This is a genomic window from Pseudobutyrivibrio ruminis HUN009 (assembly GCF_000703005.1).
Lineage (GTDB): Bacteria > Bacillota > Clostridia > Lachnospirales > Lachnospiraceae > Pseudobutyrivibrio > Pseudobutyrivibrio ruminis_A.
Window position 1 is genome coordinate 1,201,502 of record NZ_JNLH01000001.1, and the last position, 24,615, is coordinate 1,226,116.

The 24,615-nt window shown below is 39.7% G+C and carries 33 protein-coding genes and 1 riboswitch; of the genes, 31 read left to right on the top strand and 2 right to left on the bottom strand.

Annotated elements, in window-relative coordinates:
- The first annotated feature begins 97 nt into the window (after window positions 1-97).
- Window positions 98-288: riboswitch (Lysine riboswitch) on the top strand.
- A gap of 86 nt (window positions 289-374) precedes the next feature.
- The 8 genes from dapA to BO15_RS0105440 all read left to right on the top strand — a co-directional run bounded on the left by dapA (window position 375) and on the right by BO15_RS0105440 (window position 10,174).
- Window positions 375-1,259, top strand: coding sequence for a 4-hydroxy-tetrahydrodipicolinate synthase (gene dapA, locus BO15_RS0105405; RefSeq protein ID WP_033153043.1), 885 nt, complete (start codon window positions 375-377; stop codon window positions 1,257-1,259).
- Complete coding sequence (locus tag BO15_RS0105410; RefSeq protein WP_033153051.1) at window positions 1,246-2,781, top strand: Na+/H+ antiporter NhaC family protein; 1,536 nt, start codon at window positions 1,246-1,248, stop codon at window positions 2,779-2,781. The genes dapA and BO15_RS0105410 overlap by 14 nt, the downstream gene beginning before the upstream one ends.
- Window positions 2,782-2,824: 43 nt before the next feature.
- Window positions 2,825-3,301 (top strand): KdsC family phosphatase, encoded by a 477-nt coding sequence (locus tag BO15_RS0105415; protein WP_033153053.1) that lies wholly within the window; start codon window positions 2,825-2,827, stop codon window positions 3,299-3,301.
- On the top strand, window positions 3,301-4,065 hold the full coding sequence (locus tag BO15_RS0105420) for a TraX family protein (RefSeq protein WP_033153055.1): 765 nt from the start codon (window positions 3,301-3,303) through the stop codon (window positions 4,063-4,065). The genes BO15_RS0105415 and BO15_RS0105420 overlap by 1 nt, the downstream gene beginning before the upstream one ends.
- Before the next feature lie 114 nt (window positions 4,066-4,179).
- On the top strand, window positions 4,180-5,535 hold the full coding sequence (locus BO15_RS0105425; protein ID WP_033153056.1) for a uracil-xanthine permease family protein: 1,356 nt from the start codon (window positions 4,180-4,182) through the stop codon (window positions 5,533-5,535).
- Between the two features lie 105 nt (window positions 5,536-5,640).
- Window positions 5,641-6,279, top strand: coding sequence for a uracil phosphoribosyltransferase (gene upp / locus BO15_RS0105430; protein WP_033153058.1), 639 nt, complete (start codon window positions 5,641-5,643; stop codon window positions 6,277-6,279).
- An 11-nt stretch (window positions 6,280-6,290) separates the two neighbouring features.
- Window positions 6,291-8,567, top strand: a complete 2,277-nt coding sequence (locus BO15_RS13115) for a hypothetical protein (RefSeq protein ID WP_052169789.1) — start codon at window positions 6,291-6,293, stop codon at window positions 8,565-8,567.
- A gap of 104 nt (window positions 8,568-8,671) precedes the next feature.
- Window positions 8,672-10,174, top strand: coding sequence for a flotillin family protein (locus tag BO15_RS0105440; RefSeq protein WP_033153060.1), 1,503 nt, complete (start codon window positions 8,672-8,674; stop codon window positions 10,172-10,174).
- 47 nt (window positions 10,175-10,221) lie between these two features.
- Here the strand turns inward: BO15_RS0105440 and BO15_RS0105445 are convergent, their stop codons facing one another.
- Window positions 10,222-11,592 carry an MATE family efflux transporter gene (locus tag BO15_RS0105445; protein WP_033153061.1) on the bottom strand — a complete coding sequence of 457 codons (1,371 nt, stop codon included), beginning with the start codon at window positions 11,590-11,592 and terminating at the stop codon, window positions 10,222-10,224.
- 30 nt (window positions 11,593-11,622) lie between these two features.
- Window positions 11,623-12,510, bottom strand: a complete 888-nt coding sequence (locus BO15_RS0105450) for a class I SAM-dependent methyltransferase (RefSeq protein WP_033153063.1) — start codon at window positions 12,508-12,510, stop codon at window positions 11,623-11,625.
- A 519-nt stretch (window positions 12,511-13,029) separates the two neighbouring features.
- Here BO15_RS0105450 and rpsJ point away from each other — a divergent pair.
- From rpsJ to BO15_RS0105565, 23 genes are all read left to right on the top strand, one after another.
- Complete coding sequence (gene rpsJ / locus BO15_RS0105455) at window positions 13,030-13,341, top strand: 30S ribosomal protein S10 (protein ID WP_015548360.1); 312 nt, start codon at window positions 13,030-13,032, stop codon at window positions 13,339-13,341.
- Between the two features lie 236 nt (window positions 13,342-13,577).
- A complete protein-coding gene (rplC, locus tag BO15_RS0105460; protein ID WP_033153065.1) occupies window positions 13,578-14,261 on the top strand; it encodes a 50S ribosomal protein L3 in 684 nt (227 codons plus the stop codon).
- Window positions 14,262-14,290: 29 nt separating this feature from the next.
- Window positions 14,291-14,911 (top strand): 50S ribosomal protein L4, encoded by a 621-nt coding sequence (gene rplD / locus BO15_RS0105465; protein ID WP_033153066.1) that lies wholly within the window; start codon window positions 14,291-14,293, stop codon window positions 14,909-14,911.
- Entirely contained in the window at window positions 14,911-15,210 is a 300-nt protein-coding gene (gene rplW, locus BO15_RS0105470) for a 50S ribosomal protein L23 (protein ID WP_015548357.1), read from the top strand. Before rplD ends, rplW begins: the two co-directional genes overlap by 1 nt.
- A gap of 82 nt (window positions 15,211-15,292) precedes the next feature.
- Window positions 15,293-16,135, top strand: coding sequence for a 50S ribosomal protein L2 (gene rplB, locus BO15_RS0105475; RefSeq protein ID WP_033153067.1), 843 nt, complete (start codon window positions 15,293-15,295; stop codon window positions 16,133-16,135).
- 11 nt (window positions 16,136-16,146) lie between these two features.
- The gene (gene rpsS, locus BO15_RS0105480) at window positions 16,147-16,428 is read left to right on the top strand and encodes a 30S ribosomal protein S19 (protein ID WP_028234427.1); all 282 of its coding nucleotides are present in this window, start codon (window positions 16,147-16,149) and stop codon (window positions 16,426-16,428) included.
- Between the two features lie 22 nt (window positions 16,429-16,450).
- Window positions 16,451-16,840 carry a 50S ribosomal protein L22 gene (gene rplV, locus BO15_RS0105485; protein WP_033153070.1) on the top strand — a complete coding sequence of 130 codons (390 nt, stop codon included), beginning with the start codon at window positions 16,451-16,453 and terminating at the stop codon, window positions 16,838-16,840.
- An 11-nt stretch (window positions 16,841-16,851) separates the two neighbouring features.
- Window positions 16,852-17,511, top strand: a complete 660-nt coding sequence (gene rpsC / locus BO15_RS0105490; RefSeq protein ID WP_033153072.1) for a 30S ribosomal protein S3 — start codon at window positions 16,852-16,854, stop codon at window positions 17,509-17,511.
- Between the two features lies 1 nt (window position 17,512).
- Complete coding sequence (gene rplP / locus BO15_RS0105495; protein ID WP_033153074.1) at window positions 17,513-17,941, top strand: 50S ribosomal protein L16; 429 nt, start codon at window positions 17,513-17,515, stop codon at window positions 17,939-17,941.
- Entirely contained in the window at window positions 17,941-18,147 is a 207-nt protein-coding gene (gene rpmC, locus BO15_RS0105500) for a 50S ribosomal protein L29 (protein ID WP_015548351.1), read from the top strand. Before rplP ends, rpmC begins: the two co-directional genes overlap by 1 nt.
- A gap of 41 nt (window positions 18,148-18,188) precedes the next feature.
- Window positions 18,189-18,443: a 30S ribosomal protein S17 gene (gene rpsQ / locus BO15_RS0105505; protein ID WP_028234423.1), complete on the top strand. Its 255-nt coding sequence runs from the start codon at window positions 18,189-18,191 to the stop codon at window positions 18,441-18,443.
- A gap of 18 nt (window positions 18,444-18,461) precedes the next feature.
- Entirely contained in the window at window positions 18,462-18,830 is a 369-nt protein-coding gene (gene rplN / locus BO15_RS0105510; protein WP_015548350.1) for a 50S ribosomal protein L14, read from the top strand.
- A gap of 13 nt (window positions 18,831-18,843) precedes the next feature.
- Window positions 18,844-19,155 carry a 50S ribosomal protein L24 gene (gene rplX, locus BO15_RS0105515; protein WP_015548349.1) on the top strand — a complete coding sequence of 104 codons (312 nt, stop codon included), beginning with the start codon at window positions 18,844-18,846 and terminating at the stop codon, window positions 19,153-19,155.
- 22 nt (window positions 19,156-19,177) lie between these two features.
- Complete coding sequence (rplE, locus tag BO15_RS0105520; RefSeq protein WP_033153076.1) at window positions 19,178-19,723, top strand: 50S ribosomal protein L5; 546 nt, start codon at window positions 19,178-19,180, stop codon at window positions 19,721-19,723.
- A 10-nt stretch (window positions 19,724-19,733) separates the two neighbouring features.
- On the top strand, window positions 19,734-19,919 hold the full coding sequence (locus tag BO15_RS0105525) for a type Z 30S ribosomal protein S14 (RefSeq protein WP_028234421.1): 186 nt from the start codon (window positions 19,734-19,736) through the stop codon (window positions 19,917-19,919).
- 40 nt (window positions 19,920-19,959) lie between these two features.
- Window positions 19,960-20,361 (top strand): 30S ribosomal protein S8, encoded by a 402-nt coding sequence (gene rpsH, locus BO15_RS0105530; protein ID WP_033153079.1) that lies wholly within the window; start codon window positions 19,960-19,962, stop codon window positions 20,359-20,361.
- A gap of 84 nt (window positions 20,362-20,445) precedes the next feature.
- Complete coding sequence (gene rplF / locus BO15_RS0105535; RefSeq protein ID WP_033153082.1) at window positions 20,446-20,985, top strand: 50S ribosomal protein L6; 540 nt, start codon at window positions 20,446-20,448, stop codon at window positions 20,983-20,985.
- An 18-nt stretch (window positions 20,986-21,003) separates the two neighbouring features.
- Window positions 21,004-21,372 carry a 50S ribosomal protein L18 gene (gene rplR, locus BO15_RS0105540; RefSeq protein WP_028242192.1) on the top strand — a complete coding sequence of 123 codons (369 nt, stop codon included), beginning with the start codon at window positions 21,004-21,006 and terminating at the stop codon, window positions 21,370-21,372.
- 11 nt (window positions 21,373-21,383) lie between these two features.
- Window positions 21,384-21,893, top strand: coding sequence for a 30S ribosomal protein S5 (gene rpsE / locus BO15_RS0105545; protein ID WP_033153084.1), 510 nt, complete (start codon window positions 21,384-21,386; stop codon window positions 21,891-21,893).
- A 13-nt stretch (window positions 21,894-21,906) separates the two neighbouring features.
- Window positions 21,907-22,092 carry a 50S ribosomal protein L30 gene (gene rpmD, locus BO15_RS0105550; protein ID WP_015548343.1) on the top strand — a complete coding sequence of 62 codons (186 nt, stop codon included), beginning with the start codon at window positions 21,907-21,909 and terminating at the stop codon, window positions 22,090-22,092.
- A gap of 17 nt (window positions 22,093-22,109) precedes the next feature.
- Complete coding sequence (rplO, locus tag BO15_RS0105555) at window positions 22,110-22,553, top strand: 50S ribosomal protein L15 (RefSeq protein ID WP_033153085.1); 444 nt, start codon at window positions 22,110-22,112, stop codon at window positions 22,551-22,553.
- Window positions 22,553-23,869, top strand: coding sequence for a preprotein translocase subunit SecY (gene secY / locus BO15_RS0105560; protein ID WP_033153086.1), 1,317 nt, complete (start codon window positions 22,553-22,555; stop codon window positions 23,867-23,869). Before rplO ends, secY begins: the two co-directional genes overlap by 1 nt.
- A gap of 101 nt (window positions 23,870-23,970) precedes the next feature.
- A complete protein-coding gene (locus BO15_RS0105565; protein WP_033153087.1) occupies window positions 23,971-24,615 on the top strand; it encodes an adenylate kinase in 645 nt (214 codons plus the stop codon).

Genomic DNA, 24,615 nt, shown 5'->3' on the forward strand with positions numbered 1-24,615 from the left:
CTCCATAAATTTGGTTTAATTTTAACATAGATTTACGTTTGTTAGCAATTTATAGTTGACATGTAAAACATAGCGATGTAGTATATACACAAATTTAATAAGAGATAGAGGTTGCGAATGACAAAAGTAATCTTGTTGATGGGGCAGGCCCATGTGATACAGGATGAAAGGGGATTTCGCCGAAGGAGAGTAGCGCCTGATGCTTCTTGTCCTGGGCATATGGTTAATAGCCACATGACTGTCATCTAATGCAATGTTTGCAGTAATAGATGGGGAGCTATCATAAGATGTATTTGATTTATGTTGCCGACCATTTATTGGTCGGCTTTTTTATTGCATCAATTGGGATTATTTAGCTAAAAGGAGGAATTGTAATGAGTATTTTTACAGGTGCAGCAGTAGCAATTGTCACACCATTTAACGAGGATTGTTCAGTTAATTATGAGAAACTTGATAATTTGATTGAGTATCAAATTAAAAATAGCACAGATGCCATTGTAATTTGTGGAACAACAGGCGAAGCTTCAACTCTTTCTCATGAGGAACACTTAGATGTGGTTCGTCATTGTATAAAGACAGTTAATCATCGTGTGCCAGTTATTGCAGGTACAGGCTCTAACTCTACAGAGACAGCTATCTATTTGTCTAAGGAAGCAGAAGCTGCTGGGGCTGATGCAGTACTTTTAGTTACTCCTTATTACAATAAGGCAACTCAAAATGGACTCTATGTTCATTTCAAAGATACAGCCGATGCCATCAATATCCCATGTATCCTTTACAATGTACCAAGCCGTACAGGATGCAACATCCTTCCTGAGACAGCAGTACGTTTGGCAAAGGATGTAAAAAATATTGTCGCAATAAAAGAAGCATCAGGAAACATAAGTCAAATTGCAAAGCTTCTACAGCTAGCTGATGGATGTATTGATGTATATTCTGGCAACGATGACCAAATCGTTCCAATTATGTCACTTGGTGGAATTGGAGTTATTTCAGTTCTTTCAAATGTTGCACCTCAGCAGACTCATGATTTGTGCCAAGCATGCTTGGACGGAGATTACAAAAAGGCATCAAAGATGCAGTTAGATGCATTACCTCTTATTGATTCGCTATTCTCAGAGGTTAACCCAATTCCTGTAAAGAAAGCTCTTAATCTTATGGGATTTGAAGTAGGACCTCTTAGAAAACCTCTTACAGAAATGGAAGAAGGACATACTAATATTTTAAAGGAGAACATGAAGACATATGGAATTTACTAATACAATATGGTCGCTATTGCCACCAATTATTGCAATCGCTTTGGCGCTAATTACAAAAGAAGTTTATTCTTCCCTATTTATAGGAATTTTCGCAGGCGGATTATTGTATGCTGGATTCAACCTTACAGCTGCAATGGAACATATCTTTGTAGATGGAATGATAGGTCAGCTTTCAGATAGTTGGAATGTTGGTATTCTGATTTTCTTAGTTGTGCTTGGAAGCATGGTTATGCTTATGAACAGAGCCGGTGGCTCAGCTGCATTTGGTAAATGGGCTGTTACCCATGTTAAAACAAAAGCTGGTGCGCAGGTTGCTACTATCGTTCTTGGTATGTTGATATTCATCGATGACTATTTCAACTGCTTAACAGTAGGTTCAGTTATGAGACCGGTTACAGATAAGCACGGTATTTCTAGAGAAAAGCTTGCATATTTAATAGATGCAACTGCCGCTCCAGTTTGTATCATTGCTCCTATTTCATCATGGGCAGCAGCTGTAACAGGTTTTGTAGATGGTGCTAATGGTCTTTCATTATTTATTGAGGCAATACCATACAACTTCTACGCATTATTAACACTTGTTATGATGTTTACAATCACATATATGAATTTTGATTATGGTTCAATGAATTTAGCAGAGCTTAATCATATGGCTCAGAACAAAATCAAAGTTAAAAAGGATGGAGCAGCATTAACAGGGGCAGAGGATCAGCCTCATCCACCTGTTTCTCAAAAGGGTAAGGTTATTCATCTTGTGCTCCCAATTATATCGCTTATCATTTGCTGTGTAATTGGAATGATTTACACAGGCGGATTTTTCTCAGGTGAGAACTTCATTGATGCATTTTCAAATTCTGATGCATCAGTTGGACTTGTATATGGCTCAGTTGTAGCACTTATTATTACTATTATCTTTTATCTTGCAACAAAGGTTCTTAGCTTCAACGAATGCATGAATGCTATTCCAGAGGGATTCAAGAGTATGGTTCCAGCCATCTTGGTTCTTACTTTTGCATGGACATTAAAATCAATGACTGATTCTCTTGGTGCAGCAGAATATGTTGGTGGTCTTGTTGCAGTAATTGCGGATAACAGAGCGCTAATGAGTCTCTTACCAGCTCTTGTATTTGTAGTAGGTGTTTTCCTGGCATTTGCTACTGGTACATCATGGGGAACATTTGGTATTCTTATCCCTATCGTTGTAAATGTATTTGGTGGTGATGTAAATAACGAGCTTATGATTATTGCAATTTCAGCTTGTATGGCCGGCGCAGTTTGCGGAGATCATTGCTCGCCTATTTCAGATACAACAATTATGGCATCCGCTGGTGCAGAATGTAATCACATTAGCCATGTTAGTACTCAGCTTCCATATGCGATGACAGTTGCAGCTGTTTCGTTTGTTTCATATATTATTTCAGGCTTTGTTAGAAACTGGGCAATATGCTTGATAATAGGCATCGCTCTTATGATTGGCACATTATTTGTTATTAAAAATATTTTTGTAAAGAAAACTGCATAAGAATATTGTATAATCTCCTTAGATTTTCTAAGGAGATTTTTTAATGAAGAATATAAAGTATTTAGTATTAGATGTTGATGGAACACTTACTGATGGTCATATATATATGGGGCAGGAAGGGGAGATAATGAAAGCCTTTTCAGCCAAAGATGGATATGGCATATGTCACATAGCAAAGCCAAATGGAATCACACCTGTAATTATTACAGGTCGTGTTAGCAAGATAGTAGAGAATCGTGCAAAGGAGCTTAGCATCACAGAGATACATCAGGGCGTTGCAGACAAGCTACCAAAGCTTATGGAGATTCTTGAAAAAAATGGAGATTCTTTGGAACAATGTGCATACTGCGGTGATGATTTAAATGATTATGATTGCATGAAGCATATCAAAGATGCTGGCGGTCTTGTTGGTTGCCCAGCAGATGCAGCAAAGGAAGTAATAGAGCTTGCAGATTATGTTTCAAGCAAAGATGGTGGCAGAGGTGCAGTTAGAGAATTTATAGAATGGTTGGTTGAATAATGGAGAATAAATCTTTTGAAATAACAGGAACAGGTCTTAAGCTGATCGCAGTTATTACTATGTTTATAGACCATATAGGAGCAGGTTTGCTTGAAGTATGGCTCACAAGCAATGCTAGTGTCATATCTCAAGAATTGTATGGCAAGGTATTTCTTGTGGATGCAGTCTTGCGAAGCATCGGTCGTATGGCATTTCCTATATATTGCTATATGCTTGTGGAAGGCTTTATACACACTAGAAATCTTAAAAAATATGCCCTTCGTTTGCTTACTATAGCGGTGATTTCAGAAGTACCATTTGATTATCTTTTCAGAAGAAGTTTCTTTGATTTAAACTACAACAATGTTCTTTGGACTTTATTATTGGGACTAGGCGTTCTTTATGCGTATTCGCTTATTGATGATTTAGATATTAACGTATATGCGATATATGCTTGTAGGATTCTTGTAATGTTTGCGGGTATGGGAATAGCCTACTTCGCTCATCTTGATTATAAGATGGCCGGTGTGACCTGCATATCAGTAATGTATTATTTGAATGGGCCAACTAAAAAACAAAGATTATTGTCCTTTGGAATGGGTGTGTTGATGCTTACGCTTATGTCTAGTGTTTTAGAAGTGTTTGCATTCTTGATGCTTATTCCTGTTTCATGCTATTACGGAAAACGTGGAGCTGATAGTGTGGCTTTGCGCAGATTTTTCTACCTCTTTTATCCAGCCCACATAATTCTATTAGGGCTAGTAGCATTTGTGCTAAAAATATAATAGTTATAAATAGTAATAAAAACTATTGTCAAACCTATATCAAAATGATAGAATACTGAAAGTTTAAGTTAATTTAAACTTTCAGTTTAGGTTAAACAAAAAAGGAGGATATGTATGAACACTCATGCACCAATTAAAGATGCCACTCAGCTTGGTATTCCGAAGATGTTAGTTTTGGGACTTCAGCATTTATTCGCAATGTTTGGAGCGACTATTTTAGTTCCAATTCTCGTCAACAACTATTTCGAAGGCGAAGGTCTTTCAATTCAAGTTACTTTATTTTTCGCAGGTTTCGGTACCTTATTTTTCCATTTATGTTCTAAATTCAAAGTTCCCGCATTTCTTGGTTCATCATTTGCTTTTTTAGGCGGTTTTCACACAGTTGCTAATTTAAATACAGGTATTTTCAAAAACATGACAATGGGCGAAAAGCTTCCATACGCATGCGGTGGTATTGTTGTGGCTGGTTTATTATATTTGGTACTTGCACTTGTAATAAAACTTGTTGGAATTAACAAGGTTATGAAGTACCTTCCACCAGTTGTTACTGGACCAATCATTATCTGCATTGGATTGTCATTAGCGCCTTCTGCAATAAGCAATGCATCTCAGAACTGGTTGCTTGCAATCATCGCACTTGCAGTTGTTATCATTTTCAACATATGGGGTAAGGGAATCTTTAGAATTCTTCCAATCCTTATGGGCGTAGTAATCTCATATGCTTGCGCACTTATATTCAATGCACTTGGAATGACAAACGCAGATGGAAGTGCAATCCTTGACTTCGCAGCAGTTAATGAAGCAGCATGGGTAGGCTTGCCAGATTTCTTCATCTGTAAGTTTAATCTTTCAGCAATCCTTGTTATGGCACCAATCGCCATTGCTACAATGATGGAGCACATCGGAGATATGTCTGCTATTTCAGCAACAGTAGGAGAAGATTTTGTTACAGATCCAGGTTTACATAGAACGCTTGTAGGCGACGGTCTTGCTACAAGTATGTCAGCTTTGTTCGGTGGCCCTGCTAATACAACATATGGAGAGAACACTGGCGTACTTGAGCTTTCAAAGGTTCACGATCCTAAGGTAATCAGAATTGCAGCTTGTTATGCGATAGTACTTTCATTCATCCCAAAGATGGCTGATATCATTGGTACAATGCCAAGTGCAATCGTAGGTGGAATAAGCTTCATGCTTTATGGTATGATAAGTGCAATAGGAATAAGAAACGTTGTAGAGAATCATGTTGATTTTACACACTCAAGAAATCTTATCATTGCAGCAGTTATTCTTGTATGTGGCCTTGGTTTTTCAGATGGCCTTACATTCACAATTGGAAGCACTGATATTACACTTACAAGTCTTGCAATTGCAGCAATCGCAGGTATAGTACTCAACGCTATCATTCCTGGTAGAGATTACGAATACGGTGATCCTGAAAGATACAGATTCGATAAAGAAGGTATTTAATTCTATTTAAAAAAATCACTGTAGCTGATAGAATATAAATATAGATATCAACCCTTTCATTATTATAGAAGGGATAAATAGATAAATTTTTTGGAGGCTAATTTAATGGAGAAATTAGATAACGTAGTAGAGCTTACACATCCTCTACTTCAGCACAAAATTACAATGCTTAGAGATAAGAACACTGGAACAGCAGAGTTCCGTGCGCTTGTAGAAGAAATAGCTATGCTTGAGGCTTTTGAAGCGCTCAACGATTTACAGACAGTAGATATCGAGTGCGAGACACCAATCGAGAAGTGCATGGCACCAGTTATTGCAGGTCGCAAGATGGCAATTGTACCTATCCTTCGTGCAGGCCTTGGTATGGTAAACGGTATCCAGAAGCTTGTACCAACAGCAAAGATTGGTCACATTGGTATGTATCGTGATGAGGAAACACATATTCCACACGAGTATTACTGCAAGCTCCCAAGCCCAATCGAGGAGCGTCTTATCGTTGTAACAGATCCTATGCTTGCTACAGGTGGTTCAGCAATCGATGCTATCACACTTATTAAGCAGCATGGTGGAAAGAGAATCAAGTTCATGGCAATTATTGCTGCTCCAGAAGGAGTTAGAGCACTTCATGAGGCTCATCCAGATGTTCAGATTTACATTGGACACATTGATCGCGAGCTTAATTCTGACGCATATATTTGTCCTGGTTTAGGAGATGCTGGAGATAGAATCTTCGGAACCAAGTAAAGGAGTCGACTTTGGAACCTATCACTATTGAGGCAGGTAAAAAGTTAATAAATGAGAACGACCCGGTTGATAGCATGTATGTTGTTATAGCCGGCGAGATAGTACAGCAATGGAAGGGCCAGACTTTAAGTCTAGGCCCTGGTACTGTTGTTGGGCTTTCTGATGCTCTCAACCATCAGTATGAAGCAGATTATACTGTAAAAGAAACAGCCACCGTCATTAAATGCAATTATAAGACGATGGCTGATTTTGATGTTATCTTTAATGAACAACCAGTATACATTTTTGGCTTTGCAAAAGGTGCATTTAGACAGTGCAGGGATGTATTCAAAATTTATGATGCCTACAAAAAGAAGGTAGATGATTTTACAGATTACTGCAGAGGAATAAACACTGAGTATCGCAAATTATGTCGCGCAGCCTCTATGACACCTGTAGAGATTCCTTTGTTGGAGGAAATGGAACCACTTGAGCTGAAAAACGAAATCCTTAAGTGGGAGCATGATTATATTGATAGCTTAAATTCTGTCGACAATAAAGAAATTGAAAATATTTATGGCAAGCGCACAGAAATCGTTAATGGTGTTATTGGTATTAGCTGCGGCTATATGGCCAGAGCTATCGAGTGCGCAGAGACAATGGGCTTTTACATTGAAGAGTTTTCACCGGTTCTTCTTTCTCAAGATAGAGGAGATATGTTTGAGTCACTCTTTAATCTTCGAATACATATGGCAGAACGTGGCATGGAGCAGGACGGCATTATTAAGCTAATGAAGATGCTTTATAAGTATCTTTCAACCTGCGGAATCTACGATAAACAGCTTATCAAAGAAAGATGGGCTGAATACGATTCACACGATTTTGCAGCTTCTGCAGCGGCGTTTGATGAAGCAAAGGTGCAAAAGCAAGCTGAATTTACTCAGACCTTCGAGCATATTTGTGAATTTGCTGAGGTGGATGAGGATAAGCAGAATGAGTACAGAAAACAGCTTGATGATTATTTGGCTCTTTCTGACCGAGAGGGCAAAGAAGACAATGAACGTCGTGTAAGAAAGAAAGCTGTAGATTTGTTTTATGATATTTATCGTAAAACATTCTTTAGAGCATTGGAATTCGAAGCTATGGGTGGAGAGCTAGATACCATTATCCTTATGTTTTTGAATTTCGGCTATATAGATTATAAGGCTGTGGGTGAGGAACTTACTTATCAGCTTGCTGATTTGGTAGAACGCTTAGAAACTCTTTGCGAAAGTGAGCATCTTTTCACAATATACAAGTGGCTTCGCATGGTATATCAGGCAGACAGAGAGCCAAGCAAGAATGAGCTTGACTTAGACTATAGAGGTTTTGTTCTTGAAGAAAGAAAATCTGGAAATATTCCTGAGTCTGAAATGCAGACATGGATGAATGACCAGGAACAGAAAGTCATTTTTGAAATTGATAATTTCTTCAAGTCGGCTAATAGAACAACATCTGGAAAAATGACTGCATTCTGTCCAGTTCTTACAAAAGAAGACTTTGGCGCAGAACCTATGAGATTATTATTGACTCAGGCAAAGCTCATGGAAGCTATGAACAAAATCGAAGAAGTCGATTATGGCATTTTCTTGCGTGAGGGTTATTTTACAGATATGGAGGCAGGGGTAAAGAGCGAGGCTTATTTAAAGCGAGTTGAGCCAGACATTATCCTTCTTCCTAATGTGGGAATGCGTGCTATGATGTGGCAGGAATGCGGTGGAATAAAGGTGGATTCACCTGGTCGCTTTGTATTCCCTATGTTTACCCTTGATGATATCGACAAGATGATGATTTACTGCTGTGGAGCATTCAGATGGGAAATCTGTAGAAAAGAGCAGGGATCAAGATGGAATGATATTGGTTCTGAATGTCTTACATCAGATTTTTATGATTACTTTACATTCTATAGAAAGAACAAAGACCTTTCTGCAGAAAATAAAGAAAAAGTAAAGACGCTTCTTAAATCTTCTCGAAACAATATGCGTGAAGCCTTTACAAAGCAGTACACAATATGGATTAATTTTGAGGCCCAGGGAAGTATTCGTCTGAATAAGGCTGAAAGAAATATTCTAAACAAACACTGTACTTTCTCAAAGGCTTACAGAGCAAAGGTTAAATCTCATCCAATGTTTGAGCAAGGTATTTCTCGCCATGAGATTAAACAGTCGCAGGCTTTACATCATTTGAAAACAATCATTGATAAGGTTGAGAAAAATGATGGAGTTGTACCTGATGAGGTTAAAAAGGGAATGGAATACTTAAAGATGTAATAAATTCTAAAAAAGTATTTACATACTACTTTAAATATGCTTTAATATAACTGTCCAAACTTGTAGGTTTGGGCAGTTATTTTTTTGAAAGAGAGGGAAATGTTATGGAACTAATACCTATTATTGCACTAATCATTGTAGTTCTGTTAGTAATTGTTGCGGGTTATGTAAAGGCACCACCAGACAGAGCTTACATCATTTCGGGTCTTCGTAAGACACCACGTATTCTTGTGGGAAGAGCTGGAATCAAGATTCCATTTTTCGAGAGAGTTGATAAGCTTTATTTGGGTCAGATGACTGTTGATATCAAAACTGAGCAGTCAGTACCTACTAATGATTTTATTAACGTAAATGTCGATGCTGTAGCAAAGGTAAGAATTGGTACAGATGCTTCTTCAATTCAGCTTGCAGCAAAGAACTTCCTTAATAAGAACCCAGATCAAATTACTATGGATTTACAGGATTCTTTACAGGGTAACATGCGTGAAATCATCGGTACATTGTCATTAAAGACAATCAATACTGATAGAGATAGCTTTTCTGATCAGGTTATGGAAAAAGCGTCAAAGGATATGAACAAGCTTGGTATCGAAATCCTTTCATGCAACATTCAGAATGTAACTGATGAGAATGGACTTATCAATGATCTTGGTATGGATAACACTGCTAAGATTAAGAAGGATGCAGCTATTGCAAAGGCTCAGGCAGATAGAGATGTTGCTATTGCACAGGCTGAGGCGGATAAAGCTGCTAATGATGCAAGAGTTACTGCACAGACAGAAATTGCCGAAAAGAATAACGCACTTGCTATCAAACAGGCAGAGTTGAAACAGCAGGCTGATACAGCAAACGCTGTTGCGGATGCAGCTTATTCTATTCAACAGCAGGAACAACAGAAGACAATTGAGGCTGCTACAGTAAATGCTCAGATTGCTAAGGCAGAACGTGAAGCAGAATTGAAGCAGAAAGAAGTTGTTGTTAAGCAGCAGGAACTTGCTGCTCAGATTGAAAAGCAGGCAGATGCTGAAAAATACCAGGCTGAGAAAAAGGCTGAAGCTGAGTTAATTCAGAGACAGAAAAAAGCTGAGGCTGCTAAGTATGAGCAGGAGCGTGAAGCTGATGCAAAGAAAGCTCAGGCAGAAGCTCAGAAGTATGCTGCAGAGCAGGAAGCAGCTGGTATTAAGGCTAAGTATGATGCAGAGGCAGCTGGTATTGCTGCAAAAGGTAAGGCTGAGGCTGAAGCTATAAAGGCAAAAGGTCTTGCGGAAGCTGAAGCAATGGAAAAGAAAGCTGAAGCATATCGCAAGTACAATGGTGCCGCTATGGCAGAGATGATGATCAAGGTTATGCCAGAAATTGCTGCTGAGATTGCAAAGCCACTTGCTGCAATTGATAAGATTAACATCTACGAGACAGGCGATGGAAGTGAAGGAGGAGCTGCTAAAATATCAGGTAACATGCCTGTAGTTTTAAAGCAGGTCTTTGATACAATGAGCGAGGCTACAGGAGTGGATCTTGCTGAAATCATGAAGGCTAACACATATGATGCTAAGGTTAACAAAAACGTTAATATCACAGGTGCTAATGTAGATGTGAAAACAGAATAATTGAATTAAGAACGAGCCAATCAGTACATAACTGATTGGCTCGTTTATTATATGTTTTTGAATTCAGGACGTGAGAATTCTCGTCGAATAAGTATGAAACAGATTGTAAACGAAAGTACATCTGCAACTGGTCCGGCATATAAAACACCATCAAATCCAAAGAAAAATGGTAAAAGAATAATTAATGGTGCAAGGAATAATACTTGCCTTGTGAGTGACATGAAAATTCCTTTGTAAGGTTTTCCAATTGCTGTAAAGAAATTGGAAGTAAGAGGCTGTAAGAATGCAGTACAAATACCAAATAAGAATATTCTGAAATACCTAGTACAGAAATCAAAATACAACTCTGAACCTGAACCAAAAATTGAAACTATTTGGCGAGGGAAAAGCTGGAAACATAACCAACTTATTGTTGTAATGATTGCAGCTAATTTAATGGCAAGGTGATAAGCATCTTTTACTCTCTGGTAGTTTTTAGCACCATAGTTGAAACTAATGATTGGTTGTAAGCCCTGAGAAATGCCGATTACAAAAGAGAAGCATATACCATTAACTTTTGAAATAATGCCGGCGCAAGTAATAGGAATATCTGAACCATAAATAGATTGAGCTCCATAGTGACCCATTACATGATTCATTACAATTTGTACAAGCATCATAGCGATTTGATTAATAAATGGAGCTGTACCTAAAGAGGCAATTGCTATGATAATTGAAAGCTGTGGAACGAAATGTTCCTTGTTAAGTTTTACTGTTTTGAATCTAGTCAAATAGAATAAAACCATAAATCCAGCGATATATTGCCCGATGATTGTTGCAATAGCTGCACCAGACATTCCCCATCCGAAGACTGCTACGAATAAATAATCAAGTATCGTATTTACGATAGCACCTACGAGGTTGATTGCCATAGTCATATTTGGGCTACCATCAGCTCGTACAAGATGACTTCCACCACCGGATAAGATGAAGAATGGAAATCCAAGCGCACATATTCTTGAATATTCCATTGCGTATGGGAGAATGTTTTCTGTTGCTCCACATGCCAACAAAATTGGCTCAAGGAAAAGCTCGGTTATAACTGTCAGGATTAAACCGCCTATTAGCATTACAGTTACAGCGTTACCAATGTAATGGCCGGCCTTTTCTGTTTCGCCACGGCCCATCGCCAAGTTAAATGTTGAAGCAGCACCAATGCCGCACAAAAGTGCAATCGATACGTTTAAAATTGAAAGTGGAAACTGGATATTTGTGGCACCGTTACCAAGTGGCCCTACAAAGTTTCCGATGAATAATTGATCAACCATGTTGTAAAGAGAACCTACCAACATAGCGATTATACTAGGGATAGCAAATTTTTTTAGTAGCTTTCCTACTGGCTGTACACCAAGAGGATTAATAACGTTTGTTTCAGTCATATAATTGAGTTCCTTCTATATTATAATATGTTATTTTCTAACCCAACGTCCGCTGGCTCCACATGGTAATACTAATCCTGATTCTGTAACTGGAAGACCAATTTCGTCAGCGTTAACCTCCCCTGGATGTTTATCCAATAAAGCTGTGCTTATCATATAATTTAATACAGCTGGCTGTAAACCTGTTGTGTAGGAGTTTACTAAGAAGAAAAGAGCGTCATCTGAAAGGATTTGCTCGCAAAGCTGTATGAATGGGAAAATATCATCTTCAATTTTCCAAATCTCGTTTTTTGATCCTCTTCCGTATGAAGGTGGATCCATGATGATTCCATCGTATTTGTTGCCACGACGAATTTCGCGTTCTACAAACTTACGGCAATCATCTACAAGCCATCTGATTGGAGCTTCAGAAAGACCGGATGAGGCAGCGTTTTCCTTTGCCCACTGTACCATGCCCTTTGATGCATCAACGTGAGTTACCTGGGCACCGGCTGCTGCGGCAGCGAGAGTTGCACCTCCTGTATATGCAAAAAGATTAAGGACTTTAACAGGGCGTTTCTTTTCAGTTACTTCCTTATTTATAATAGAAGAAAACCAATCCCAGTTAACAGCCTGCTCCGGAAAAAGACCTGTGTGCTTGAAAGCAAAAGGCTTGAGATTGAATTTTAAATCATGTCCGCAAATGGGATAGCTGATGGTCCACTGTTCTGGTAAATCAAAAAATTCCCATTCGCCACCACCCTTATTTGAACGATGATAATGTGCGTTTAACTTCTTATAATAAGAAGATTTCTTTGGAGTGTTCCAAATGACCTGTGGGTCTGGTCTAAGAAGGATGTAGTCTCCCCAGCGTTCAAGCTTCTCACCCGAAGAGCAATCGATTATTTCGTAATCTTTCCAATTTGATGCTGTATTCATATTTCACCAAGTTACTTATGGAAGTAACAATCCTTTCTATATTAAGTATATTATTTACAATAATAATTACTTCCTATATTATAGGTAATAATTTCTTATGCCTTGAATATTATACTTGAAGATTGTCAATGTTCAATGTCTAATAGTGCAAACACTGTATAAAAAACACAATATTTAGTAGAAAACAGGATTGTACTAAATAAAAAACAATATTTTTCTTCTTTTTATTGCAGACTTCCCATTTCTCGTGTATATTATTACTTGCTGTGACATGATAGCTATGAAGCGTGAGGTTGCAACCCAGCTTGCTGAGGTTGGTTTTCCGTGGAGCGAATGTCAAGTTAGGAAACTGACGACAAGTCACTGTACAACAGAAAACCGTCCGCATCTGCGGAGACGACGTGTGAGAACTTGGTTCGAACTTTGAGTTTTGAAACATGAAACACACGGGTAAGTGTACAGTCGCCACTTGATCGCTTTTTCACAAAAAGAAAAACGAAAAAGGAGGAGACTTTTTTTATGGCAAATCAAGTTATGAGAATCACACTCAAGGCTTATGATCATGAGTTAGTAGATTCATCTGCCAAGAAAATCATCGAGACTGTTAAGAAGAACGGAGCACAGGTTAGTGGTCCAGTACCTCTTCCAACAAAGAAGGAAGTTGTTACAATTCTTAGAGCTGTACATAAGTACAAAGACTCTCGCGAGCAGTTCGAGCAGAGAACTCATAAGAGATTGATTGATGTCATCGACCCAACACAGAAGACTGTTGAGGCTCTTTCAAAGTTAGAGATGCCTGCAGGTGTTGAGATCAGCATCAAGAACAAGTAATTGAGTTCATTTAATTAAGAAAACATCCAAGATGGTTTTATATAGAAGTAATAAGCTTTTTCATGATTTTAACTTAAAATCATGAACATCCGCGAGCCTCATTCGCATGGCGAATTATAATGGCGAGCGTCATTATCTTATTCCACTTATATGACACTGTTCTAGGATGAACGGTTCCGCTACCCCATAGCTTTGGGCAAGAAGCGTTCCGCTGTAGAAAATGGAGGTAAGAAAACATGAAGAAAGCTATTTTAGCTACAAAGGTCGGAATGACTCAGGTCTTCAATGAAGGCGGCGAGCTTATTCCTGTAACTGTTCTTTCTGCAGGTCCATGTGTTGTTACACAGATTAAGACAGTAGAAAATGATGGTTACGATGCTGTTCAGGTTGGCTTTGTTGACAAGAAAGTAAAGCTTGTTAATAAGGATGCAAACGGACGCAAAGAAATTATTCATCGCAATGGCGTAAACAAGCCAGAGAAGGGTCACTTCGATAAGGCTGGTGTTGAGCCAAAGAGATTTGTTAGAGAGTTCAGATTTGATAATTGTGCAGATTATGCACTTGCTCAGGAAATCAAGGCTGATATCTTTGAAGCTGGCGACAAGGTTGATGCAACAGCTACTTCAAAGGGCAAGGGGTTCCAGGGCGCTATCAAGAGATTAGGCCAGCACAGAGGTCCTATGGCTCACGGTTCTAAGTTCCACAGACACCAGGGTTCAAATGGTGCTTGTTCTTCACCTAGCCGTGTATTCAAGGGCAAGGGTATGCCAGGTCAGATGGGCGGAAACAAGGTAACAATCCAGAACCTTGAGATTGTACGTGTTGATGTTGAAAATAATCTGCTTTTAGTAAAGGGTGCTGTTCCAGGACCTAAGAAGTCTCTTGTAACAATCAAAGAGTCAGTTAAAGCAGGAAAGTAATCTTACGATAGGAAAGGAGGAACTTAGCGATGGCTAAAGTATCCGTATATAATATGGAAGGCAAAGAAGTTGGCACCATGGATCTTAACGACAGCATCTTCGCAGTTGAGATTAATGAGCATTTAGTTCACATGGCAGTTGTCCAGCAGCTTGCAAATAACCGTCAGGGAACACAGAAGGCTAAGACTCGTTCTGAGGTTTCTGGTGGTGGTAGAAAACCTTGGAGACAGAAGGGAACAGGTCATGCAAGACAGGGTTCTACAAGATCTCCACAGTGGACAGGTGGTGGCGTAGTATTCGCTCCAACACCAAGAGATTATTCATTTAAGCTCAACAAGAAGGAGAAGAGAGCAGCTCTTAAGTCTGTACTCACTTCTGCAGTTAACGAGAACAAGTTCATCGTTGTTGACGAGCTTAAGTTTGACGCTATTAAGACAAAGGATTTTGCAAAGGTATTAACAAACCTTAACGTTGAGAAGGCACTTGTTGTTCTTGATACAAATGACAAGAACGTAGTTATGTCTGCAAAGAACATTCCTACAGTTAAGACAGCTCTTACAAACACAATCAACGTTTATGACATCCTTAAGTACAACACAGTAGTTGTAACAAAGGCTGCTGTAGATCAGATTCAGGAGGTATATGCATAATGGCAAATGTACAGTATTATGACGTAATCCTTAAACCTGTAATCACAGAAAAGTCAATGAACGCTATGGCTGAGAAGAAGTACACATTCTTAGTTCATCCAGAAGCTAACAAGACAATGATTAAGGAAGCTGTTGAGAAGATGTTCGACGGAGTAAAGGTTGCTTCAGTTAACACAATGAACGCTGATGGCAAGACAAAGAGACGTGGAATGACATTCGGTAAGACAGCAAAGACAAAGAAGGCTATCGTACAGCTTACAGCTGATAGCAAAGATATCGAGATTTTCTCAGGTCTTTAAGATATAGCCTAAAGGCAAGAGTTAATTAATTTTATGCGCAGTCGAGCGCGATAATAAACGAGTAAACGAAAGGAGAAACAAAATGGGAATTAAGACATATAACCCATATACACCTTCTAGAAGAAATATGACTGGTTCAGATTTCGCTGAGATCACAAAGACATCTCCAGAGAAGTCACTTGTTGTTTCATTAAAGAAGCACGCTGGTCGTAACAATCAGGGTAAGATTACCGTTAGACATCATGGTGGCGGTAACAGACAGAAATATAGACTTATTGATTTCAAGAGAAATAAGGATGGAATTCCTGCAAAGGTTATTGGTATCGAGTACGATCCAAACAGAACAGCTAACATCGCTCTTATCTGCTACACAGACGGCGAGAAGGCTTACATCCTTGCTCCAGCTGGTCTTACAGACGGCATGACAGTTATGAACGGTGCTGACGCTGAAGTTAGAGTTGGTAACTGCTTACCACTCGAGAAGATTCCAGTTGGTACACTTATTCACAATATCGAGCTTTATCCAGGACGTGGCGGACAGCTTGTTCGTTCAGCTGGTAACTCAGCTCAGCTCATGGCTAAAGAAGGTAAGTACGCAACACTTCGTCTTCCTTCAGGCGAAATGAGAATGGTACCTCTTAACTGCCGTGCATCAATCGGTGTAATCGGTAACGGTGATCACAACCTTGTTAAGATCGGTAAAGCTGGTCGTAAGAGACACATGGGTATCAGACCTACAGTTCGTGGTTCTGTTATGAACCCTAATGACCATCCACATGGTGGTGGTGAGGGCCGCGCTCCTATCGGACGTCCAGGTCCATGCACACCTTGGGGCAAGCCAGCTCTTGGTCTCAAGACAAGAAAGAAGCACAAGCAGTCTAACAAGCTCATCGTAAGAAGACGCGATGGTAGAGCAATCAAATAAGGAGGATACACATGGCACGTTCATTAAAAAAAGGACCATTTGCTGATGCAAGCTTATTAAAGAAGGTTGATGCTATGAACGCAAGCGGCGACAAGTCAGTTATCAAGACATGGTCACGTCGTTCTACAATCTTCCCACAGATGGTTGGACATACAATTGCAGTACATGACGGAAGAAAGCATGTTCCAGTATATGTTACAGAAGACATGGTTGGACACAAGCTTGGAGAATTCGTTGCTACTAGAACCTACAGAGGTCATGGTAAGGACGAAAAGAAGTCAAAGGTACGCTAATTAACAGAAAGGAGTTTTTATCATGGCTAAGGGACATAGATCTCAAATTAAACGTGAGAGAAACGATGTAAAGGATACAAGACCTTCAGCAAAGTTATCTTATGCTAGAATGTCAGTTCAGAAGGCTTGTTTCGTACTTGATGCCATTCGTGGTAAGGATGTTGATACAGCTCTTGCTATCGTAATGTACAATCCAAGATACGCTTCAAGTGTTATAGAGAAATTACTTAAGTCTGCTATTGCAAACGCTGAGAACAATAACGGCTTAGATCGCAAGGACCTTGTAGTAGCTGAGTGCTATGCAAACAAGGGACCTACAATGAAGAGAATTAGACCAAGAGCACAGGGTAGAGCTTACAGAATCGAAAAGAGAATGAGCCACATCACAATCGTGCTTGATCAGAAAAATTAAGGAGGCAAAACATGGGACAGAAAGTTAATCCTCATGGCTTAAGAGTCGGTGTTATTAAGGACTGGGATTCTAAGTGGTACGCTGAGGGCGAGAACTTCTCAGACTACTTAGTTGAAGACTATAATATCAGAAAATTTCTTAAGAAGAAGCTTTACGCTGCAGGCGTTTCTAAGATTGAAATCGAGCGCGCTGCTGGTAGAGTAAAGGTTACTGTTTATACAGCAAAGCCAGGCGTTGTTATCGGTAAGGGCGGCGCTGAAATCGACAAGATTAAGACTGAGCTCCAGAAGCAGACAAGCGATAAGCTTGTTGTTGATATCAAGGAAATCAAGAGACCAGATCGTGATGCACAGCTCGTTGCTGAGAACATCGCTGGTCAACTTGAAAACCGTGTATCATTCCGTAGAGCAATGAAGTCTTGCATGTCTAGAGCAATGAAGACAGGAATCAAGGGTATCAAGACAAGCTGTTCAGGACGTCTTGGTGGTGCTGATATGGCTCGTTCAGAGTCTTACAATGAAGGTACTATTCCACTTCAGACACTTCGTGCTGATATCGATTATGGATTCGCTGAGGCTGACACTACTTATGGTAAGGTTGGTGTAAAGGTTTGGATCTATAAGGGTGAAGTACTTCCTAAGAGAAAGAATGTGGAAGGAGGAGCTCAATAATATGTTAATGCCAAAGAGAGCGAAGCATAGAAAGCAGTTCCGTGGGAACATGGCTGGAAAAGCTTCAAGAGGAAATAAGATATCTTACGGTGAGTATGGTATCGTTGCAACTGAGCCAGCTTGGATTAAGTCAAACCAGATCGAAGCAGCTCGTATCGCTATGACACGTTACATTAAGCGTGGTGGTAAGGTTTGGATTAAGATTTTCCCAGACAAGCCAGTTACTGCAAAACCTGCTGAAACTCGAATGGGTTCAGGTAAGGGAACACTTGAATATTGGGTAGCTGTTGTTAAGCCGGGCCGTGTATTATTCGAGATCTCAGGAGTATCTGAGGAAGTTGCTAGAGAAGCACTTCGTCTCGCTACACATAAACTTCCTTGCAAGTGCAAGATAGTTTCCCGTGAGGATTTAGAAGGCGGTGAAGCATAATGAAGAATACAAAGTACGTAGAAGATTTAAAGAACACTTCAGTAGCAGAGCTTAATGCTCAGCTCGTAGAAGCTAAGAAAGAACTTTTCAACTTAAGATTCCAGAATGCTACAAATCAGTTAGACAATACAGCAAGAATCCGTGAGGTTCGTCGTAACATCGCTCGTATTCAGACTGTTATCACAGAAGCTGAGAAGAATGCTTAATTAATTCATGAATCTTAATTATTTGAAAGGAGATCAAAAACGTGGAAAGAAACTTAAGAAAAACACGTACAGGTGTTGTTGTAAGCGACAAGATGGATAAGACAATCGTTGTTGCAATCCGTGACAATGTAAAGCATCCACTTTACAACAAGATCGTTAAGAAGACATATAAGCTTAAGGCTCACGATGAGAACGGCGACGCTCACATCGGAGATACAGTAAAGGTAATGGAGACAAGACCACTTTCTAAAGATAAGAGATGGAGACTTGTTGAAGTTATCGAGAGAGCAAAATAATTAAAGGAGGCTACTATAATGGTACAACAGGAAAGTAGATTAAAGGTAGCCGATAATACAGGAGCAAAGGAAATCCTTGTTATCCGTGTTATGGGTGGATCTACAAGAAGATATGCCAATATCGGCGACGTAATTACTGCTACCGTTAAAGATGCAACACCAGGTGGCGTTGTAAAGAAGGGTGACGTTGTTAAGGCAGTAGTTGTTCGTTCAGTTAAAGGTGCCCGTCGTAAAGATGGTTCTTATATCAAGTTTGATGAAAATGCTGCAGTCATCATTAAAGATGACAAGACTCCAAGAGGAACTCGTATTTTTGGACCTGTAGCTAGAGAGCTTCGTGAGAAGCAGTTCATGAAGATTGTTTCTCTCGCTCCAGAAGTATTGTAGGAGGAAGAGTAGAATGGCAACTATGAAAATTAAAAAAGGCGATACTGTTCGTGTAATCGCAGGTGGCGATGTAAACAACGAAGGTAAGGTTATCGCAGTAGATAAGAAGAATAACACCGTTACAGTTGAGGGTGTTAACATGGTAAAGCGTCATGTTAAGCCTAGCATGGCCAACCAGGCAGGTGGTATCATCGAGCAGGAAGCTCCTATCGATGCTTCAAATGTTATGTTACTTCATAACGGTCAGCCTACACGTGTTGGTTTCAAGATGGACGGAGACAAAAAAGTCCGTTTTGCAAAGAAGACCGGCGAGGTTATTGACTAATTGAAGAAAGGAGAACAGTTCGTTGAGTAGATTAAAAGATCAGTATCTTAATGAAATCGTACCAGCAATGGTTGAGAAGTTTGGATACAAGAATATTATGGAAGTTCCTAAGATCGAAAAGATCGTTGTCAACATGGGTGTTGGCGAAGCAAAGGACAATGCTAAGCTTCTTGAGTCTGCAGTCAAGGATATGGAAATGATTACAGGCCAGAAAGCTGTTACAACAAAGGCAAAGAATTCAGTTGCTAACTTCAAGATTCGTGAAGGTATGGCAATTGGCTGTAAGACTACACTTCGTGGAGAGAAGATGTATGAGTTCGCAGATCGTCTTATCAATCTTGCACTCCCACGTGTTCGTGACTTCAGAGGTGTTAATCCTAATTCATTCGATGGTAGAGGAAACTATGCACTTGGTATCAAGGAGCAGATCATCTTCCCTGAGATTGAGTACGATAAGATTGACAAGACTCGTGGTATGGACATTATCTTCGTAACTACAGCTAAGACAGATGAAGAGGCTAGAGAATTACTTCGTTTATTCAATATGCCTTTCGCTAAGGAAGCATAGGAGGAAAGTTATGGCAAAGAAGTCAATGAAAGTAAAGCAGCAGCGCACAGCAAAGTTCTCTACACAAGAGTACAGTCGTTGCAAAATCTGCGGTCGTCCACATGCATACCTTAGAAAGTATGGTATTTGTAGAGTATGTTTCCGTGAGTTAGCTTACAAGGGACAGATCCCTGGCGTAAAGAAAGCTTCATGGTAAGATAACGAGCACAGATTGATAATTAGGAGGAAATTGCATCATGAATATGAGTGATCCAATAGCAGATATGCTTACAAGAATCCGTAATGCAAATACTGCAAAACATGATACAGTAGATGTTCCTGCATCAAAGATGAAGGTTGCAATTGCAGACATTCTTGTAGATGAAGGATTTATCACAAAGTACGACATCGTTGATAATGGTAACTTCAAGGATATCCGTGTTACATTAAAGTACGGTGCAAACAAGAACGAGAAGATTATTTCTGGTATTAAGAGAATTTCTAAGCCAGGTCTTCGTATTTATGCTGGTAAGGACGATATCCCATACGTTTTAGGTGGACTTGGTATCGCTATCCTTTCAACAAACAAGGGCATCATCACAGATAAGGAAGCTCGTAAGCTTCAGGTTGGTGGCGAAGTTCTTGCATATGTTTGGTAATCATATCCAAACAAGTAACTAATTACCTAAAGTATAACCCGGTTACAGAAGCCGGACATACAGTAAATTTAAGGAGGTACGGGCATGTCACGTATAGGAAGAATGCCAATCGCAGTTCCAGCTGGTGTTACAGTTGAGATTGCAGAAAATAATCATGTGACTGTAAAAGGTCCTAAGGGTACTCTTGAGAGAACACTTCCATCAGAGATGGACATTAAGCTTGAGGGTGCAGAAGTTGTTGTTACTAGACCTAATGATTTAAAGAAGATGAAGTCTTTACATGGTCTTACAAGAACACTTATCAACAACATGGTTGTTGGTGTTACAACAGGCTATGAGAAGACTCTTGAAGTTAACGGTGTAGGTTATAGAGCATCTAAGGCTGGTAAGAAGCTTACTCTTAACCTTGGTTACTCACACCCAGTAGAGATGGAAGATCCAGAGGGTATCGAGTCAACAGTTGACGGAAATAAAATTATCATCAAGGGTATCGACAAGGAAAAGGTTGGTCAGTACGCTGCCAACATCAGAGATAAGAGAAGACCTGAGCCATACAAGGGTAAGGGTATTAAGTACGCTGATGAAGTTATTAGACGTAAAGTCGGTAAGACCGGTAAGAAATAGTAAAGGAGTGAATGTAAAATGGTAAGTAAGAAATCTAGATCAGTAATTCGCCAGACAAAGCATAGAAGACTTCGTAACACTCTAGCCGGTACTGCAGAAAGACCACGTTTAGCAGTGTTCAGAAGCAACAATCACATGTATGTTCAGGTTATTGATGATACATGCGGAAATACACTTGTTTCAGCATCTACTCTTGACGCAGACGTTAAGGCAGATCTTGCAAAGACAAATAACGTAGAAGCAGCTTCAAAGCTCGGTACAGTTATTGCTAAGAAGGCACAGGAAAAGGGAATCAAGGAAGTCGTATTCGACAGAGGTGGTTACATTTATGCCGGCAAGGTTGCAGCTTTAGCAGATGCAGCTAGAGAAGCTGGATTAGAATTCTAGGAGGAGAACACATGAAACGTGAAATCATTGACGCTAGCCAGTTAGAGTTAACTGAGCAGGTTGTAGAAATTAAGCGTGTAACAAAGGTTGTTAAGGGTGGACGTAACATGCGTTTCACAGCTCTTGTTGTAGTAGGCGATAAGAACGGACACGTTGGCGCTGGACTTGGCAAGGCAGCTGAAATTCCAGAAGCTATCCGCAAGGGTAAGGAAGATGCTATGAAGAAGCTTATCACAGTTAAGCTTGATGACAACCATAGTATTACACACGACATTCAGGGTAAGCACACAGGCGCTTCTGTACTTCTTAAGAAGGCACCAGAAGGTACTGGTATCATCGCTGGTGGTCCAGCACGTGCCGTATGTGAGCTTGCAGGTATCGGAAATATCCGTACAAAGTCACTTGGATCATCAAATAAGCAGAACGTTGTTCTTGCTACAATCGAAGGACTTAAGTCTCTTAAGTCACCTGAGGAAGTAGCAAAGGCTCGTGGCAAGAAAGTTGAAGACATTCTTGCTTAAGGAGGAAAGGTAAATGGCAGAGAAGAAGTTAAGAGTAACACTCGTAAAGTCTACAATCGGTGCTGTTCCAAAGAACAAGAAGACTGTAGAAGCACTTGGCCTTAGAAAGGTCAACAAGACTGTTGAGCTTCCTGACAACGACAGCGTTCGAGGAATGCTTAGAATGGTCAATCACTTAGTAAAAGTTGAAGAAATTTAATAGAAGGAGGTGCCATAATGGATTTATCTAACTTACAGCCAGCAGAAGGCTCAAAGCATAGTGATAATTTCAGAAGAGGCCGTGGTCACGGTTCAGGTAATGGCAAGACTGCTGGTAAGGGTCATAAGGGACAGAAGGCTCGTTCAGGCGGAAGCATTAGACTTGGATTCGAAGGTGGACAGATGCCTTTATACAGACGTCTTCCTAAGCGTGGTTTCAAGAATAGAAATACAAAGGAAATCGTTGGTATCAATGTTTCTTATTTAGAGAGATTTGATAATGGTGCTACTGTAACAGTTGATACACTCGTTGAGAGTGGTATCATCAAGAACCCTCGCGATGGCGTTAAGATTCTTGGCGGTGGTGAGCTTACAAAGAAGCTCAACGTACAGGCAAACGCTTTTAGTGCTAGCGCAAAGGAGAAGATTGAAGCCTTAGGCGGAACTGCAGAGGTGATCTAATGTTTCAGACACTACGCGATGCTTTTAAAATTAAAGATTTAAGAAGACGAATTGGTTTTACATTTTTAATGCTTATTGTTGTTAGGCTTGGAAGCTTGCTTCCAGTGCCTGGCATCAATGGCAATGCCTTTAGCAGTCTCTTCGCGGATAGTGATAGTGCATTGAACTTTTTTGATTCAATCACTGGTGGTTCATTCTCATCAATGTCAGTTTTCGCATTGAACATCACTCCATACATTACATCTTCTATCATTATGCAGTTGCTTACAATTGCATTTCCTAAGTTAGAAGAGATGCAGCGTGATGGTGAACAGGGTAGAAAGAAGATGACACAGATTACTCGTTATCTTACAATCGCCTTAGCACTTGGTGAGTCTATCGCAATGGCAGTTGGTTTTGGAAGAAGTGGTTATTTAGTAACGTATTCAGTTCCATTCCTCAACTATGTACTTGTTGTTGTAGCACTTACAGCTGGATCTGCAGTACTTATGTGGATTGGTGAGAGAATTACAGAAAAGGGTATTGGTAATGGTATTTCTATAGTTCTTACTATTAATATCATTAGCCGTATCCCTTCTGATTTAACAAAGCTCTATGAGCAATTTATGGCTGGAAAAACGATTCCAAAGGCAGTATTAGCTGCAGTTATTATAGCTGCAATAATTATTGCTCTTGTTGTATTCGTTGTTATACTCCAGAGCGCAGAGAGACGTATTCCAGTTCAATATTCAAATAAGATTCAGGGAAGAAGACAGGTTGGTGGCAATTCATCAATCATCCCTATGAGAGTTAACACTGCTGGTGTTATCCCTGTCATCTTCGCTCAGTCATTACTTCAGACACCTGTTATGATTGTTCAGTTATTGAACAAGCAGCCAAGTGGTGTTTGGGGAAAGATTTTAAGTGGAATGAGTCAGTCTAATTGGTTCAATCCTTCAAATTGGATTTATACAATTGGAGCACTTGTTTACGTATTACTTATTATTGGTTTTGCATATTTCTATACAGAGATTACATTCAATCCTTTGGAAATTGCAGAGAACCTTAAGCGTTCAGGTGGATTTATTCCAGGTATACGACCAGGAAAACCTACTTCAGATTATTTAACAGCAATCTTAAAGCATGTTATTTTTATTGGAGCAATTGGTCTTTCAATCGTAGCATTACTTCCTATCGTCTTTAACGGTTTGGTTGGCGCTAGTGTTTCATTTGGTGGTACATCAATCATCATTATTGTTGGTGTTATCGTAGAAACATTAAAGCAGGTTGAATCACAGATGATGGTTCGTAATTATAAAGGATTTTTAAATGACTAATTGTCATTTTGACACTGAGGGAGATACGTGATTTTCGCGTATCTCTTAAGGTGTTTTTTATAGAATTTTTTACAAAACATCTAAGCAGGAGGGTTTGTTGAATGAAGATTATTATGTTAGGTGCACCTGGTGCAGGCAAAGGAACACAGGCAAAGCAGATTGCTGCTAAGTATTCAATTCCTCACATTTCTACAGGTGATATATTCCGTGCCAACATTAAAAATGGTACTGAACTTGGAAAAAAGGCAAAGGAATACATGGATCAGGGTTTGCTTGTTCCAGATGAACTTACTTGTGATCTTGTAATGGACCGCATTGCACAGGATGATGCTAAGAACGGATTTGTATTAGACGGATTCCCAAGAACTATTCCTCAGGCAGAAGCACTTGATGCTGCACTTACTAAGATTGGACAGTCAATGGATTATGCTATCGATGTAGATGTTCCAGATGAGAATATTATCAATAGAATGTCAGGTCGTAGAGCATGTTTAAACTGTGGTGCTACATATCATATCGTTTCTATTCCACCTAAGAAGGAGGGCGTATGCGATACATGCGGTAGCCAGTTAGTATTAAGAGATGATGATAAGCCAGAGACAGTAAAGAAGAGACTTGATGTTTATCATGATCAGACACAGCCACTTATTGAGTACTATAAGGGTAAGGACATTTTGAAGTCTGTTGATGGGACTCAGCCTATGGAAAAGGTTTTTGAGGATATCACTGCTATTTTAGGAGCTTAA